The organism is Streptosporangium sp. H13245, assembly GCF_055690525.1.
On sequence record NZ_JBSZKT010000004.1, the window covers coordinates 201,135 to 217,183 of the forward strand.

Annotated in this window: 14 protein-coding genes; 7 read left to right on the forward strand and 7 right to left on the reverse strand. The window is 66.3% G+C overall.

The genetic code is table 11. The features are described from left to right. The first annotated feature begins 270 nt into the window (after positions 1-270). From ACW9TB_RS10705 to ACW9TB_RS10725, 5 genes are read left to right on the forward strand one after another with little or no spacing between them, the layout of a single operon-like run. Positions 271-1,437, forward strand: coding sequence for a glycosyltransferase (locus tag ACW9TB_RS10705; RefSeq protein WP_472747810.1), 1,167 nt, complete (start codon positions 271-273; stop codon positions 1,435-1,437). Then, positions 1,434-2,753 (forward strand): aromatic ring-hydroxylating oxygenase subunit alpha, encoded by a 1,320-nt coding sequence (locus tag ACW9TB_RS10710; RefSeq protein WP_472747811.1) that lies wholly within the window; start codon positions 1,434-1,436, stop codon positions 2,751-2,753. The genes ACW9TB_RS10705 and ACW9TB_RS10710 overlap by 4 nt, the downstream gene beginning before the upstream one ends. Next, the gene (locus ACW9TB_RS10715; protein WP_472747812.1) at positions 2,750-3,262 is read left to right on the forward strand and encodes an aromatic-ring-hydroxylating dioxygenase subunit beta; all 513 of its coding nucleotides are present in this window, start codon (positions 2,750-2,752) and stop codon (positions 3,260-3,262) included. The genes ACW9TB_RS10710 and ACW9TB_RS10715 overlap by 4 nt, the downstream gene beginning before the upstream one ends. A gap of 7 nt (positions 3,263-3,269) precedes the next feature. Next, positions 3,270-4,478 carry an MFS transporter gene (locus ACW9TB_RS10720; protein WP_472747813.1) on the forward strand — a complete coding sequence of 403 codons (1,209 nt, stop codon included), beginning with the start codon at positions 3,270-3,272 and terminating at the stop codon, positions 4,476-4,478. A 3-nt stretch (positions 4,479-4,481) separates the two neighbouring features. Beyond that, positions 4,482-4,868, forward strand: a complete 387-nt coding sequence (locus tag ACW9TB_RS10725; protein WP_472747814.1) for a carboxymuconolactone decarboxylase family protein — start codon at positions 4,482-4,484, stop codon at positions 4,866-4,868. 475 nt (positions 4,869-5,343) lie between these two features. Here the strand turns inward: ACW9TB_RS10725 and ACW9TB_RS10730 are convergent, their stop codons facing one another. The 5 genes from ACW9TB_RS10730 to ACW9TB_RS10750 all read right to left on the reverse strand — a co-directional run bounded on the left by ACW9TB_RS10730 (position 5,344) and on the right by ACW9TB_RS10750 (position 11,020). Next, entirely contained in the window at positions 5,344-6,063 is a 720-nt protein-coding gene (locus tag ACW9TB_RS10730; protein WP_472747815.1) for a flavodoxin family protein, read from the reverse strand. Between the two features lie 480 nt (positions 6,064-6,543). After that, positions 6,544-8,193 (reverse strand): ATP-binding protein, encoded by a 1,650-nt coding sequence (locus tag ACW9TB_RS10735; RefSeq protein WP_472747816.1) that lies wholly within the window; start codon positions 8,191-8,193, stop codon positions 6,544-6,546. Positions 8,194-8,948: 755 nt separating this feature from the next. Further along, positions 8,949-9,491: a signal peptidase I gene (gene lepB, locus ACW9TB_RS10740; RefSeq protein ID WP_472747817.1), complete on the reverse strand. Its 543-nt coding sequence runs from the start codon at positions 9,489-9,491 to the stop codon at positions 8,949-8,951. Between the two features lie 121 nt (positions 9,492-9,612). Then, the gene (locus ACW9TB_RS10745) at positions 9,613-9,810 is read right to left on the reverse strand and encodes a DUF6461 domain-containing protein (protein WP_472747818.1); all 198 of its coding nucleotides are present in this window, start codon (positions 9,808-9,810) and stop codon (positions 9,613-9,615) included. 742 nt (positions 9,811-10,552) lie between these two features. Next, complete coding sequence (locus ACW9TB_RS10750) at positions 10,553-11,020, reverse strand: hypothetical protein (protein ID WP_472747819.1); 468 nt, start codon at positions 11,018-11,020, stop codon at positions 10,553-10,555. 439 nt (positions 11,021-11,459) lie between these two features. On the opposite strand from ACW9TB_RS10750, the gene ACW9TB_RS10755 reads away from it, so the two are divergent. Beyond that, positions 11,460-12,809: a M28 family metallopeptidase gene (locus tag ACW9TB_RS10755; RefSeq protein ID WP_472747820.1), complete on the forward strand. Its 1,350-nt coding sequence runs from the start codon at positions 11,460-11,462 to the stop codon at positions 12,807-12,809. Positions 12,810-13,122: 313 nt separating this feature from the next. Here the strand turns inward: ACW9TB_RS10755 and ACW9TB_RS10760 are convergent, their stop codons facing one another. After that, positions 13,123-13,626: an inclusion body family protein gene (locus ACW9TB_RS10760; RefSeq protein ID WP_472747821.1), complete on the reverse strand. Its 504-nt coding sequence runs from the start codon at positions 13,624-13,626 to the stop codon at positions 13,123-13,125. A gap of 470 nt (positions 13,627-14,096) precedes the next feature. Between ACW9TB_RS10760 and ACW9TB_RS10765 the strand changes: the two genes are divergently transcribed. Next, positions 14,097-14,270, forward strand: a complete 174-nt coding sequence (locus ACW9TB_RS10765; RefSeq protein ID WP_472747822.1) for a hypothetical protein — start codon at positions 14,097-14,099, stop codon at positions 14,268-14,270. Positions 14,271-14,457: 187 nt separating this feature from the next. Here ACW9TB_RS10765 and ACW9TB_RS10770 read toward each other — a convergent pair whose 3' ends face one another. Further along, on the reverse strand, positions 14,458-15,612 hold the full coding sequence (locus ACW9TB_RS10770) for a hypothetical protein (RefSeq protein WP_472747823.1): 1,155 nt from the start codon (positions 15,610-15,612) through the stop codon (positions 14,458-14,460). Positions 15,613-16,049: the final 437 nt, after the last annotated feature.

Here is a 16,049-nt window from a genome sequence, read left to right on the forward strand (position 1 = left end):
CGAATAGCGTCGACCAAGGTGTTCCCTTAGCGATGGCGGGGAATGCGCAGAGCCTTGTAACAGTAACCGGACGTCAACGGCCCCTTTCGCCTGCCGGGCGTTCTCGCCTGTCCGGGAGCGGAGTTCCGCCGTTCGCGTGTCGCCGTCTCGACTCGTTTCCGAAGACGTTTCTGAAGGCAGGGGGGTGTCGCCGGTAGTGGCTGCTGTGGTGCGTCCAGAGCCAAATCTTGAGTCGGCTTGGTCGTCTTCTTTCGATGGATCGGAAATCTGATGCGCGTCGCCCTTCTCACCACGACTCAGCACGGCCACCTGAACCCGTACATCCCGGTGGTCAACGCGCTCCAAACCGCAGGCAGTGAGGTCACGCTGCTGCTGCTGTCCGCGGACGGCGGCGTGCTCGACGAGCGGCGCCGCCAGGCCCTGGGCAAGGCGGAGGTCCACACGATCGGGAAGGTCGAGATGGCGCCGTGGAGCGGCGACCCGGCGAAGATCGGCCCGATGCTCCAGTCGTCGCCGGTGGCGGACCAGACGGCCGACGCGCTCCGCGAGACGGCTCCGGACTTCGTGCTCGTCGACTCGCTGCCGGTCACGGCGTCGGCCATGGCCGGAGCGCAGGCGTCCGGCGTGCCGTACGGGATGATCTGGGCCAACCTGGGTGGAGTGTGCCCGAGCGAGCATCGACGAGGCCGCTGGGCGTACGACGAGCAGGTCGGCGACTACCTGACCAGGCACGGGGTGTTGTGGTCGGCCCGGACCCATTCGGCGCGTTCGCCGATCCTCAATCTGATGCCGACGATTCCCGCTCTCGTCGGGGACGACGGGGTCACCGACGACGGTGTGCGGCTGGTCGGGCTGCCGGGCGCGGCGGGGATCCGCGGCGACGAGGTCGCCTTCTCCGGCCTGGACCGGATCGCCCCCGACCGCCCGGTGGTGTACGTCTCCTTCGGCACGATCTTCTACCGGCGGCCGGACCTGCTGCGCACGGTGATCATCGGGGCGGCGGCGACCGGTGCGCAGGTGATCGCCTCGGTGGGAGACCTCGCCGAGGAGCTCGCGCTGCCCGACGAGGTGCTCACCGCTCCGTACGTGCCGCAACGTGAGGTGCTTGAGCGCGCCGACGTGTTCGTCACCCACGGCGGATACAACTCGGTGGCGGAGTCGATCCGGGCGGCGACCCCGATGCTGGTGATCCCGCTGGCCGTGGACCAGCCCGTCCAGGCGCACTTCGTGGGCAGCGCGGGCTTCGGGACGGCGTTGGAACCGGCCAATGTCACCGAGCAGGCGGTCGCCGCCGCCGTCACCGACCTGCTCGACCCCGCCCGGGACTACCGGGCCCGGCTGCGCGCCGCGCGGCCGGAGTGCGGCGACTCCGCCGCGCGCACGGCCGAGCTGGTCGTCGGCACGGTCGAGACGCTGCGGCGAGAGGGGGAGCGGTGACGATCGACCCGCGGCGGCCGGTGGGCGACCCGATCGTGATCGATGATCTTGAGCGTCTCTCGTTCCGGGTGGATCGCCGCGCCTACACCGACGACGACCTGGCCGCACAGGAGATGACCAGGATCTTCGATCGCTGCTGGCTGTACGTCGGACACGAGTCGGAGGTGCCCGAGCCGGGCTCCTACGTGGCACGCGACGTCGGCGGACGCCCGGTCGTCATGGCGCGCGGGTCCGACGGGGTGATCCGGGTGTTCGCGAACAGCTGCACCCACCGCGGGGCCCTGATCTGCTCGCAACCGGCCGGGCAGACCAGGTCGTTCCGGTGCCCGTACCACGACTGGACGTTCTCCAACCAGGGTGACCTGGTCGGGGTCCCGATCCCGGACGGGTACGGGCCGGGCTTCCGGAAGGCGGACTTCGGCCTGGCGCGGCACCGCAGTGACAGTTACCGAGGTTTCGTGTTCGCCACCTTCGACCCGGAGCAGCCGCGCACCCTGACCGAGTACCTCGCGGGTGCGACGGAGTACCTCGATCTGATCGACGACCAGTCCGAGGCCGGGATGGAGGTGATCCAGGGCGCGCAACTCCACGGGGCCCGGGCCAACTGGAAGCTCATGATGGAGAACAGCGTCGACATCTACCACTTCCGGGCCCTGCACAAGCGCTACGTCGGCTACATGGAGTCGCTGGGGTCGGTGCCACCGCGACGACGAGGCGGCTTCGGCTGCGCCCTCGGACTGGGGCACGGAGCCAACGAGCTGCCACCGGCGGCGGCCCGCCCGCTCGCCTACTGGACGCCGATGTTCGGCGCCGAGGTCCGGCCGAGGATCGAGGCGACGGCGGCACGGTTCGTCGACCGGTTCGGCGCCGAACGCGCCGAACGGATCACCGGCACCAACCGCGCGGTGCTGATCTTCCCCAACCTGATGATCATCGACGCGATCGCGATCACGATCCGCAAGATCGACCCGGTCGGCGCCGGTCAGATGGCCATCACCTCGGTCGCCCTCGCCCCCAAGGACGAGGATCCGGACATCCGGGAGCTCCGCAAGAGTCACTACCTGACGTTCCTCGGCCCCGCGGGCTTCGCCACCCCCGACGACGTCGAGATCGTCGAGTCGTGCCAGCGGGGTTACCTCAACCGCACGGTCCGCTACTCGGATCTGTCGCGCGGCATGAACAAGGAGGTCCCGGAGACGACCGACGAGCTCCCCGCCCGCGAGTTCTGGCGGCAGTGGGACCGGCTGATGCACGGCGACGACGGTCACCTCGAAGTCGCCCACCAGGCCGAGACGCAAGGGGCGGAACCACGATGACCATCGAGCTGACGGTCGACGAGGCGGCCCAGGTGCGGCTGTGGCACCGAGTGAGCCAGTTCCTTTTCCGTGAGGCGCGGCTGCTCGACGAGTGGCGCCTGCTTGAGTGGTACGACGAGATGCTGACCGGCGACATCCGCTACTCGGTACCGGCCACCGACGTCCGCGACGGGACGGCCGACGCGCTCGGGCTCATCGACGACGACGCCGCCCGGCTCCGCCAGCGGATCGAACAACTCCTCAACGGCGAGGTGTGGTGCGAGAACCCCCGGTCGCGGACGAACCGAATGATCAGCAACGTGGAGATCCTGGCCGACCGGGGCACGCACCTCGACGTGGCGGCGAACGTCGTCGTGTACCGCTTCGGGCACGGGCGCTCTGACGCCTACGTCGGAAAATGCCGGTTCGAACTCGTCGTCGAGGGCGAGTCGTTCCGGATCCGAAGACGGGTCGTGGTGCTCGACCACGAGACGTTGTACGAGCACGGAAAGCTCAGCATCATCCTGTGATCGGACAGTGACGGCGGCCGGCCCCGGCAGCGCCCCACCCGTTGCCGCCGCCCAGCCGGGTCTCCCCCGCGAGGTCTACGTCCTCAGTGTCGTCGGTGGCTGCGTCATGCTGGGCCTGGGACTGGTGCTCCCGGTGCTCCCGGTGTACGCGGCGACATTCGGGGCCGGGCCCACCCAGGTCGGGGCGCTCGTCGCCCTGTTCGCGCTGATGCGGCTGGCCGCCAGCCCGTTCTGCGGCCGGCTCGGAGTCCGGTTCGGGGAGCGGCGGGTCCTGGTCTCCGGCCTGCTGCTCTGTGCGGTCTCCTCGGCCCTGACGGCGTTCGCCGGATCCTACGGGCAGCTGCTCGTGTTCCGCGGCCTCGGCGGCGTCGGCTCGGTGCTGTTCTCGGTGTCCGCGCTGGCGACACTCCTGGCGATCGCGCCGCCCGACCAGCGGGGCCGGGCCGGCGCCGTGTTCGAAGCGGGCTTCCTGCTCGGCGGGATCTGCGGACCGGCACTGAGCGGGCTCCTCGCTCTCATCACCCTGTCCGCGCCGTTCGTGGTGTACGCCGTGCTGTTGCTGGCCGCCGCGGCACTGACACTGGCGGTGCTCCGTACCGGCCGGACCTCCGGCGCGGAGCCCGGCCGTGACGTGGTCCGGCTACCGGTCCTGCTGCGGGACCGGCGCTACGTGGTGGCCTGCCTCGCGGCGCTGGCGCAGGGATGGGTCCTGTTCGGGCTGCGCGGCGCACTGGTCCCCGCGGTGATCGTGGCGTGGCGGCATGACGTGACGTGGGTCGGGTGGGCGTTCACGATCTCCGCCGCCGTCCAGTCGCTGCTGATCATGCCGGCCGGCCGGGTCGTCGATCGGGCCGGCCGCCGGCCCGCCATGATCGCCGGTACCGGTGTGGCCGCGGCGGCGATCACGGCCCTGGTGTTCGTGGACGGGTACGCCTGGCTCGTCGTCCTGCTCAGTGTGTACGCGGCGGGATCGGCGCTGCTCAACGCCGCACCGGCCGCGCTGATCGGTGACGTCGTCGCCGGCCGGGCCGGCAGCGGGGTCGCCGTCTTCTCGATGTGCACCGATGTCGGCGCCGTGATCGGACCGGTCGTCGTCGGGCTCATCGCCGAGCGGGTGGGTGTCCCGGCCGCCTTCGGCAGCGGCGCCGGGCTGCTGGTCGTCGCCTTCGTGGCGTCGTGGACGTTGACAACTGTTCGGCCAACACAAGGGAGTTGATCGATGAATCAGCCGTCTGCCCGACATGAGCGGGGTGAGGCCATGTTCCAGCAGGTCTTCGGCCGCGAACCGCGCCCGGGTTCCTACCCGGAGTTCCTGCAGATCACCGTGGAGCACCTGTTCGGCGAGATCTGGACCCGCCCGCACCTGAGCGTCGAGGAGCGCGAACTGGTCGCGCTGACCGCGGTCACGCTGGCGCGGACCGACTGGGAGCTGCGCGGCCACATCGGTGCCGCCCTGCACCTCGGGATGTCACGAGAGAAGATCGTCGAAATCATCATCCAGCTCGCCTACTACGGTGGCTGGCCGGTCGCCAACAACGGGCTGCGCGTCGCCCAGGAGGTCTTCGCCGAGCTGGACGGCGCCGCCGAGAGGGACACCGGACCGTGAACGGCGAACTGTCCTCCCTCGACCCGGCCGAGAAGGTCGACCTGTGGCGCCAGCGGTTCTTCGAGGCCCAGGCGGCCGCGGAGGAGTTCATCCTGGGAGAGCACGGCGAAGAGGGCCTGGCCGCGTGGATCCAGGCGAATTCCCGCATCACCGCGGAGCTGCTGCGAGCGCAACGGCCCGCCGGGGTGTCCGCCACCGACCACTTCATGACCCGGCTGCAGCGTCAGCTGTTGCTGTACGACTCGGCGGTGACCAGTGAGCCCCAGCCCTCGGGCACCGTCCTGCGCAACACCGACTGCGGGATCCTCCGGTACCGCAAACGGGCCGCCCGCGCCGGCGTCGTGCTGACGTTCACGTCACCGTGCCCGTACTGCCAGGAACTCAACACCGCCATCGCCACCCGCTACGTGGAACCGGACGTCACGGTGTCGTGCGAGCAGGCGGGCGACGGGTGCACCTGGCGCGCGGAGTCTCCTCACGCTCCGGGGGTTCCGGGCGCTCCGAGCGCTCCGGGAGTTCCGGAAGCTCCGGGAGTTCCGGAAGCTCCGGGAGAGGAGGCGGCCGGGTCACCGCACCGCGGACGAGCCGGTGGTTGAACCAACGGCAGTGTCGTACGGTCGTTGGCCGGTGACCGGCTGCCGTCGAGCGTCATGCCGAGTTGCCGGCCCACGGCCACACACAGGTCGAACGCCGCGGTGCGGGTCAGGTCCTGGTGATCGTTCTGGGTGAAGCACGCCGACGCCACGTTCTTGTTCTTCAGGCGCAGGTACCACGGGAACAACGATCCCAGCGCGGGCTCGGTCAGCATCGTGCGCGAGTGCACGATCGTCCCCACCGTCAGGTTGCCGAACGGGCGCTGCCTGGCGTTCATGAAGCTCTTCAGGCGTTCCTGGAAGATCTTCAGCACCGCAGGGACGTTCCCCGCGTACACCGGCATGGCGAGCAGCATCCCCTGCGCGCCCTCGGCCAGCTCGACGACGTGCTCGAAGTCGTCGTCGATCGTGCACCGGCCCACCTCGGGATCAAGGCAGGTGTCCTCGCCCTCGCACATCGCGATGCGATGGTCGATCAACCGGATCCGCTGGATCTCCGCGTCGCCGACCTCCCGGACGACGCCGGTGATCGCCGCCTCAAGCAGCGCGTCGGTCAGCGACGGGAGCCGCTTCTGCGTGCAGGACAACGCGACGATCTTCATCCGGAGGGCTCCCCTGTCCGCTCGGCGCCACCCAGGATCGGCCACCTGACGAAGCCCTTGTGGTCGCGCACCAAAGCAGCCTCAACCTACCCGAAACGGATATCGAAAAAACCACGAGCGGGCATTTTCACCGCCATCGGACCGTGACACCTCACTTTGTTCACGTGAACCGCGCCGGGTTGCCTTGGCTGGCTTACGCCTCCAGGAGAGTTTGGCATGACAAGAAGATATCCCCCTGATTTCCGTGGCGATTCCGCGTACCCCGGGATGGCCGCTCCACGCCGGGACGGCTGTGTCGAGGTGGAGAATCACCGGTAAAATCTCGGCGCCCAATCGCCCGCGGCACAAACCGAAACGGTCACCGACTCCAGACGAAGCCAAACGTGCCGGTCGGCCCTTTCACGCCGCCTTTCCATGGACAGAATCCAAATCCTCGGCAGGCGACGAGAAGCGCCAGGACGGCCGGAGGTTCCGCGAAGGCTACGGAAGCCTGTCCGTCAGCGGAAGCCGGAGGACGAACCGGGCACCACACAGTGAGTTCTCGATCGTGAGGGTTCCGCTGTGGGCGCGGGCGATGTCGCGCGAGATGGCCAGGCCGAGCCCGCTGCCTCCCGGCTCCCTGCGCCGGGCCTCGTCCAGCCGGACGAAGCGCTCGAAGACGTACTCCCGGTCCTGCGGCGCGATTCCGGCACCGTCGTCACACACGGTGACGACAGCCGAGCCCTCCACTCGTCCCACGGTGACCTCGACCCTTTTGTCCGCGTGCCGCCGGGCGTTGACCAGGAGGTTGTCGATGATCCGGATCAGCTGGATCCGGTTGCCCAGAACGTTCACATCCCGGCCCGCGTCGACGTGGACCGGCACACCCCCCACCATGGCCGTCACCTCCTTCACCACCAGCGCGCCGACGTCGATCGGCTCGTACGCGACCGGCCCCCCGGCGCGGAGCCGAGCCATCACCAGCAGGTCGTCGACGATCGTCTCCAGCCGGTCGGTGACCGCCAGCGCCTTCCTGATGGTCTCGTGCGGGTCGATGTCGGCGGGGTAGAGCACCGCCTCCTCAAGCCGGGCACGGAGACCGGCGAGCGGCGCTCTGAGCTCGTGGGAGGTGGAGGAGGCGAACCGGCGTTGCTCCTCGAACATGTCCGCGTTGTCCACAGCGAGCCCGGCCCGGCTGGCGATGTCCCCGATAAGGGAGAGATCGGCTGAGTCGTACACCAGGGAGGTCTCGTAACGGGCCAGGGTGAGCGCCCCCAGCACCCGGCGTGGCGTACGCAGCGGCGCGACGATGACCGAATGGGCACCCAGCTCCTCGTACGGCCGCCGCTGTACGCCGCCCTCCTCCTGGTCGATTCGCTCGGCCAGCTCCTCAGGGCCGAACAGCACCGCGGGGCCGCCGCGCAGCACCCGCGCCATCGGCGTCTGGGAGGTCTCAGGAAAGGCCGGAAGCGGCCCCTCCCACTGCTTGCACTCGACACCGTCCCGGCCCTGCTTGACCACGACCGCCACCCGGTCCACCCCGTCGCCGCTGGGGCCGAGCAGGTCGATCATCGCCCAGTCGGCCAGCCGGGGCACCACCAGGCGGGACAGCCGCCGCAGCGCCTCATCCACCTTCAGGGTGGAGGCCAGCACGATACTGGTCTCGGCCATCAGCGACAGCCGGTCGGTCAGCTTCTCCAGCGCCGCGAGAGCCGCCGCCTGCTCGTGCTCCACGGCCTTGTGCCGCGACAGGTCGTAGAACAGGACCACCGAGCCCATGTTCCTCCCCCCGTCCAACGGAAGCGGGGCCGCCATCACACCCACCGGGACCAGGCCCCCGGACCCGCGAGTGAACCACGCCTCCTCGCTGCGGACGTACACCCCTTCGGAAAAGGCGGCCAGAATCTGGCAGTCCTCGCGGGGGATCGAGCTACCGTCGGCGTTGCGGTGCAGCAGGTCGTGAGGGTCGACCCCGATCAACTGCCGTGCGGGACGATCGAGCAGCCTCTCGGCATACGGATTGACCAGGAGGATCTTCCCCATGTGGTCGACCACGTACAGACCCACGCGCAGCCCCTGGAACAGGGCCCTGACGAGTTCCTCGCTGAACCCGTACCTCGCCCAGTATTCCAGGTCGTCGCTGGCTGTCACGGCGGCCCCCCTTACCTACCACCTGTCCGACCCGCCCGAACGCCGAACAGTCACTTAAGGGTATGTATCTCGAAAGAGACTGCTGTGTGCATTGGGGAGATCCTTCATAGATCGTTTTCGACCTACGAGGCACATCCCCCACCACATCGAGCCGTACGGCGCGGCCGACGGGGGGTGGAGAACGGGTTCGCAGCGGCGTACAGCGCCGCGGCAGGCGGTGATCGAGGTGATCCCGGCTGCTCGGACCTGCTTACCGTACGTATCGTGGCCGCAGGCACGGTCGGCGTAGATCGGCTCCGCCGGTAAGACATCAACCTGGAAACGAGTCGGCGGCCACGTCCAGTTCGTAAAGCCCAAGGCAGGAAGACTCAAAACACACCATCCTCCGCTTCCCCTGATCTACCTCGAAGCACTCAAAGAACACCGTAAGCAACAGTTCGCCGAACACTCAGCCCCCTGGCCCGACTGGAAAGCATCACGCTCTCGCCCTTCCGCCCCGCCGGAGCACTCACGATCTCCACCGGAGCCGGAAAGCGATCCGCCATGCCACCGGCCTCGGCGACATGCGGCGGACTTGGCGAAGCAGTACCCCCCTTCACCGTCATCCTCCGGAGAGGGCCTCCACCCGTTCTTGAGCTTCTTGAGCTTCTTGAGCGCGATGTCTCGGTGGAAGGGCGGCACGTCGGCTCGTGGGCTCGTGGGCTCGTGGGCTCGTGGGCTCAGAGCGATGGGGTCGAACGCTTCATGAACGGGTTCTACCTCGCGGTACTGACGTCGACGACGCCGATGACGTTAGACACAGGGACGGTGCCGTCAACCCCCATGCGATGGTGGCTACGCGAGTCAATAGAGACATCGCGGTTGTCGCCTTGAACCCAGATACGCCCCTCCGGGACGACTACCGGCTCGAAGATGAAATTCGAAGCCCGCTCGTTGGTCACATACGGTTCATCCACCGGCTTGCCGTCAATGACCATCCGACGCTGCGGGTCGCAGCAACTGACCGTGTTCCCCGGAACACCGATAATTCGCTTGATCATGTAGCCGCCGCTTCCACCCCACGACTTCGGGGGCAGAAAGGCGATGACGTCACCCGGCTTGGGGGCGTAGGTCCCGTCGGTCACCGTACCGGTGACCACGTCACCCTCCTTGAGGGTAGGCATCATGGCCTCGCTCGGTTCGCGGTAGGACTCTCTTCCGGTCACCTTGGAAATCAATGGCTCAGGTATGACCGAGCACGCGGAAACCCCTGCGACCACAAACGAAATGATCGGTACATATAACCCGCGAAATATCACCACAGCATTATCTGGGCTAGACATCACTCCGATGACCCGCGCCTCATTACGATCTTGTAGCGGGTTGTCTGAGCCTGTTCCGCTTCGGCGAACGCCCAGGACTGTTCTCGCTGGATCCGGCTCACCACGGGCTGAGCCTCGTCCACGACCTGGGCTCGGGGACGAGGCCCAGGTAAGTGGACTCATCCAGTAGTCGTGGGGTCAGCGTGATCCCGGTGAGGTGCTCGGCCAGGAGGAACGCCGGTCCGCTGTGGAGCTCGCGGGGCGGGTGATGGACGGGATAGATCCGTTCCATGATCTCCATGAACTCGTCCGGCACCTCTGAATCTGTGCGAATCCCGATGATTTTGAGTGCACGGCAACCGTCACGACGACCTCACCTGGTACTTCACAGGTTGCTGCTGAACGCGGGTCAGGCCGACGAACACCGGGGCCACCTCGATCTCACCGATTCTGATCGAGCTGATGTGCATTACGTCTGCGACCGTACCGAGCCGGTCGAACGAAGCTCCACACGCTTGCGTGAGCGGGTTGTAGCCCTGGCGGACAGCACGTTCTGAGGCACTCGATCGGGCAGGCCGGTGTGATCATGTGAATGGTGTTGGTCATCGCCGTGGTTGAGGTCCGGTCAGATGGCGGCGTGATGGGAAGCGCTCGACGCGGGCCGCGAGTTCCTCGGCGGTGTCTGCGGTAAGCGTGGTCGTACGGCCCTGGAGGGCGAACCACCGGTACGCGAACGGGTTGTAGAGGAACGCCCAGGCGGGGAACCGCTCACGGAGAGCGCGTAGCGCTGGGGGCGCGGTGCTCATGAAGCAGACAGAGGCAACTCGCCCCAGACCGTTCGACCGGCGGCGTCGCCTTTGACTTTCCCATGCGCCGGTAAGGGCGGTCATGAGGTAGAGCCCTCGGCCGACACCGCAAGTACATGAACGAAGTGTCCCGGGGGTCGCCTCTGGAACGCTTCATTGCCGACCTCCGTTAATAGCGCCACTTTTCGCACGTGTGCTGGTAATGGCCAGTGTTGTCGTCAGTCCATATCCCGTGACCGGGAAGTCTTGATGTCAACACCAGCCCCCACCCACCGTGGAGGAGCTCACGGCTACTTCGTAGTCGTCGCCGTACTTCCCGCTCTCCACTTCCAGGAACCAGACCGAGAGGTCGACGTCCCTGCCGCCGACGGACTTGGCGAAGCAGTTCACCCCTTCGCCCTCGTCCTTCGGAGAGGGCTTCCAGCCATCCCTGATCGCGGCGTCTCGATAGAAGGACAGCACATCGGCTGCCGGGCCCGAAGCGCGATAGGACTGCCCGACATTCACCACCCGGCCGTCGTCGTGGCAATCGGAGACACGTTCCCCCTTGGGCGTCGCGGTCACCGGATGAGCATCGAGAATGCTGAGCGTGGCCAGGGAGGCGGCGAGCCGGTCATCCTCATCGACACACACCTCGGGAAGCATCCGGAGGAAAAGAGCGACCAGGGCAGCGCCCCCCAGGCAGATGGTCACAAGCACCACGATCGTCGAGCGCTTCATGATTGGGAGCCTAGGCTCCCCGCTCACCCACCGAGGAAGCGTGCTCCGAACGCATCACGACCATGGCTCCACCCGCGATCACCTCATCGCGAGTGAACGGCGTTGCACAGGTCGGCGAACTCACGGCCTGGCCGGACAGTAGATGCGGGCTGGTGGCGTGTGATCGTGTGAAGCGGTGTCGCCGTACGTCGCCCAGCGTGACCGGTCGACGGCAGCGGCTCGCCCGCTGATCTTTCATCGCGGTCGGAGGCGATCACCCATGACAGGAGAGCGAGTGCCGAACCGGTGCCTTCCCTCGATGCGATACCCCGGTGGGATGGACAAAGTTTCTATGTCCGGATAAACCCACTATGTGGATGACAAAGATTCTCAACTCCCCAGTAAAGCCAGCCGTCGTACCTTCCTCTCTGTCTCCGCGGCCGCGGCGGTAACCGCAGGCGTGACCCTCAACGGAGGCCCGGCTGTAGCAGCGGGCTCGGCGCGCCCAGCCGGTCCCGGCAGGCCCGTCACCAAGCAGCGCCCCGACGCCGAACTACGCGCCCTGCTACGAAACATCGACGAGCGACGCATCGAGGCCACCGTCCGCAAGCTCGTGAGCTTCGGCACCAGGCACACCCTCTCCGCCCAGGACGATCCGAACCGCGGTATCGGCGCCGCCCGCGACTGGATCTTCGCCGAGATGAAGAAGTACGCCGCGGCGTCCGGCGGGCACATGACCGTCGAGTTGCAGTCCTACGTCCAGCAGCCCGCCACCCGGATCCCCACCGCCACCACCATCACCAACGTCGTCGCCACCCTGCGCGGCTCCGTCACCCCCGACCGGATATACGTGGTGTCAGGCCACTACGACTCACGGGTCACCGACGTCATGAACGCCACAGCGGACGCGCCGGGCGCCAACGACGACGCCTCCGGCGTGGCCGTCGCCATGGAACTCGCCCGCGTCATGGCCACTCACCGGCCCAAGGCCACCATCGTCTTCGCGGCCGTCGCCGGGGAGGAGCAGAACCTGTACGGCGCGAGATACATGGCCGGGCAGTACAAGGCCGCGACCGCCGACGTGCAGGCGATGTTCACCAACGACATCGTCGGCAGCAGCACCGCCGACGACGGTACCCGCGATCCCCGTACCGTCCGGCTCTTCGCCGAGGGCGTGCCCACTGCCGAGACCCCCGCCCAGGCGAACACCCGCCGTTCGGTCGGCGGCGAGAACGACTCGCCCTCCCGCCAGCTCGCCCGCTTCGTCACGAACGTCGCCGACAACGATGCCACCGGCATGAACATCCGGATCATCTACCGCCGTGACCGTTACCTGCGCGGCGGAGACCACATCGGCTTCCTCGAACAGGGCTATCCCGCCGCCCGCTTCACCGAACCCAACGAGAACTTCGACCACCAGCACCAGGACGTACGCGTCGAGAACGGCAAACAGTTCGGCGACCTCCCCGAATTCTGCGACTTCGCCTACATCGGCCGCGTCACCCGTGTCAACGCCGCGACCCTCTGGTCACTCGCCCAGGCCCCCGGCACCCCCAAGGACGTCAAGGTCCGTACCGACCAGCTCACCAACGACACCGACCTCATCTGGACTCGCGGCACCGAACCCGACCTTGCCGGCTACGAGATCGTCTGGCGCGAGACCACCAGCCCCGACTGGACCCACGTCATCCCGGTCGGCGACGTCACCGAAGTGCGCGTCGACCTGTCCAAGGACAATGTCTTCTTCGGTGTACAGGCCGTCGACAAAGCCGGGCACCGTAGCCCCGCCGCCTTCCCCGTACCTTCCTGACCTTGCGAAGGCAGGGCACCTCACACTGGCCAAGCCGAGAAAGCCGAACTCACCGAGCTGTGACGTAAGAACAGGCAGCCGGGATCCTCGTACGGGTGGCGGCGCACCTGAGAATGTCGACGTCCTCATATGACAAGCACGGGTAAGCCCGCCGCATTACTGCGGCGGGCTCTCAGAACCGTGCGGGAAAATCCTCACCGAACACGGCTCAGGTAAGCTTCTCAGGCGTGCTGCGCCTCTGCGGCGACGGACGAGTGGCATGCGATGGTCAGCGGCGAAGTGTCACCGGGCACAGATCGGTGAATCGGCTCCATCAACCCTGGATATTGATGTAGGGGTCCCAGTAGTAGTAACCCTGCTTTTCGCCTTTGTGGTTGAGAATCATGAAGCTGAAGTTGTAGGTGACCGTCCCCGTGTCCAGGACCTCGGACTCCCAGTAATAGCTGTTGATTTTCTGGGTGGTGGGGTTCAACGGGTCCTGACTGCTCGGCTGCGGCTCGTTGAGGACCACCGCCCTCGGCACGGGAGTGCTGATCAGATTCTGTCCGGACAGGGCGTTGAACCTGTAGAGGATGCTGGTGTAGTCGGAATTCAGAGACAGTGTCGTCTCACGCCACCTGATGATGTCCGTGGGGGAGGCGTTGACCACCAACTCACTGCCCGGAGTGCCCCCGAGCTGGTTCTGCCGGGTCGTCATGTAGATCAAACTACTGCTGTCGGGAATCGACGTGGGGCTGTTCGGGTCGTTGTTCCTGCCATATTTTCCGAGAATTGTTTCCGCGTCGATGGCGATGAGGACGTTAATGAACTCCGACATACAGAAATTCTCCCTGTGGTGTCCGAAAAGGCAGACCGTAGTCCAGAATCCTGCAATCACGACTTGACTGAAAATCGCCCGCACTGAAGATCTTGCCGACCCGGTGAACCATTGTCAAGATTCGCGAATCAAGATCCTTGGACGGGATTCCCATTAGGACACCCAATAAAGGCGCCATGAGTCGCGCTTCTTTCTTTTAAGGAACACAGGAAACGTCGTTCCGTAGTGCCCCTAAGCGCCAGGCCCCGCACCGCCGAGTCGATCGGCCAATGGGAACCATGATGAGCATCGAGACCAGAATGGCGGACTGGAAGGCGGGCGCCGCTCGGGGTTCCACGAACGGGGATGCCCCTGGCGGGGACAGGCATTGCTCCCCGCGCACGCGGGGATGGCCATGCGGCTCGTCCTGGCGGGGGTGTGTGGCCGCTCATGGAGAGGACCGAGGTGACTCGCCCCAGACCGTTCGGTCGGTGGTTCATCGCACGTTTTCGGACGGCAGCCCGCCCTGGGACGCCGGAAACCCGTATCGCGACGCCCGCAAGTACGCGGTCAACGTCAACACCGGCCAGACCCGCCAGGTGGCTCGCTACCCGGAAAGCCGGAAGATGATGCGGCTGGTTCTGCCCGGGGTCGCGAGCCGATAAGCCCGGGGCGGTCGGCGCTTGGTGACGCCGCCGACCGCGGTGGACGTGCGGACGGGCAAAAGCGGGGAGCCGTTCACGCTTCGCGAGGACGGACCGAACGTGATGCCGGGGTACGTCAGAGCCTCCATCGAACCCGGCACGGTTCAGCGCGCCGAGAACCCCCAACCCCGCGCGTACATGCCGGAGTTCACCGGAGCGCCTGGCTCAGGCCGAATCGGGAGAGGACTCGATCGACTTCCTCCTCATCGGCGCCCTCGATGTCGATGACGTCGTCCACGTACAGGTCAAGGTGTGCGAACCGGGGCGCCAGTTCAGCCAGCGTGGCCAGCGGATCACCCTCACAGTCCACCTGATCGATCGTCAGGTTCCCGATGGACAGCTGTTCGAGCTGAGGAAGGACCGAGGAATCCGCAAGGGCCGAAATCAGCTCATACGAGGTGGCATCGAAATCAGCCTTGCTGAGGTCCAGTTTTTTAAGGCCGGGGAACTGGGAGGCGTCAAGGTCGTCAAGTTGATCAAGCGAGCAGAGGCAGCCAAAAATGTCACTGCCGATTTCAACTTCCAATGATACCAGGCCAGAAGTCCATCCGAGACTGAAAATTGAGCCGTCGGAGATGACGGGGCCCCGGACCCGAAGGTGGGTCAGACCGTTGTGGTTCACGGAGTGGAACAGGAACGCCCCTTCGAGTTCCAATGTACGTAAGGCGGGCAGCGCGTCCCATATGTCGGCCTGAACAAGCCCTTGCTTATGGTATTCCAAAGGATCGATCCGATTGCCCGTTGATCCCTCGCTTGGCTCAAACAGGTACTTGAAGCCGTAGCCGAAGTACATGCGCTCCAGCCGGGGGCGTTGCCGACCGGCAAGCGAGATCGCGGCGCGCTCGGCGGAGTGGTGGTAGTCGGTGAGATGTAGTTCGAGTGCGCGCAGCCGGTGGCTGGTGGGGTGGGAGAGCAACGCGTCGATCAGCGCGCCTTCCCACCGTTCGGCGTCGGCCGGGTCGATCTGGGTAGTACGCGGGTGATCCGTCAGGAGCCGTTCCACCAGCTCTTGGCGCTGCGGTCGGGTGTCCTTGGCCAGGCGGAAACACGCCTCGTCGATAAAGCCACGGAACCAGGTGAACTGCCAGGAGCCGTCCTCCCGCAGCCCATCCAGTCCCAGTCGCCGTTCCACTTCCTCATAGACCGCGGCCAGTTGGGCCTGGTCCCCGTCCCCGCTCTCACAGCGATGCTCCAGCCGGATCGCCTCGCCCCGCGGGTCGCCCGCCCCGGTCAGCAAGTCCGCGTAGGCGAGCCATGCCTCCCAGTCATCCGTCTCCGGAACCGCGATATCGAAAAAGTGCACGTCATTCTCCAGGTCTTACCGGTCTGGGCGGGCCGTCGTCAACGACACCGTACTTGAGGCCCCCGACACACGGTTCCCATCCCCAGATCAAGGCCTGTGGTTCCACCTCCTCACCCCGCTCGCGACCGGGCACATTCGGTTTCGCTTTCGACTCGTCGGCGCGGAGTACAGAAATATGCGAGGCAGACGAGATGACAGACCGTCGCCCCTCCCCCGGTTCTCATAAAAACAGACGTCTTTGATCCGCTGTGGCGCCCGGAGAAACTAGGCCGCGGTCGACTTCGGCCCTCCCGGCAATGCCTCCGCTTCGAGAAACAACTTGATCAGCATCCACGTATCAACCGCCCTTACTGTCCAAGCGGCCTCGGGCAGGCGTATGCTGTATTCTCGGTCAATTCCCGTTGGCCACGTAAAAACCACATACTCATCAGCCTGCC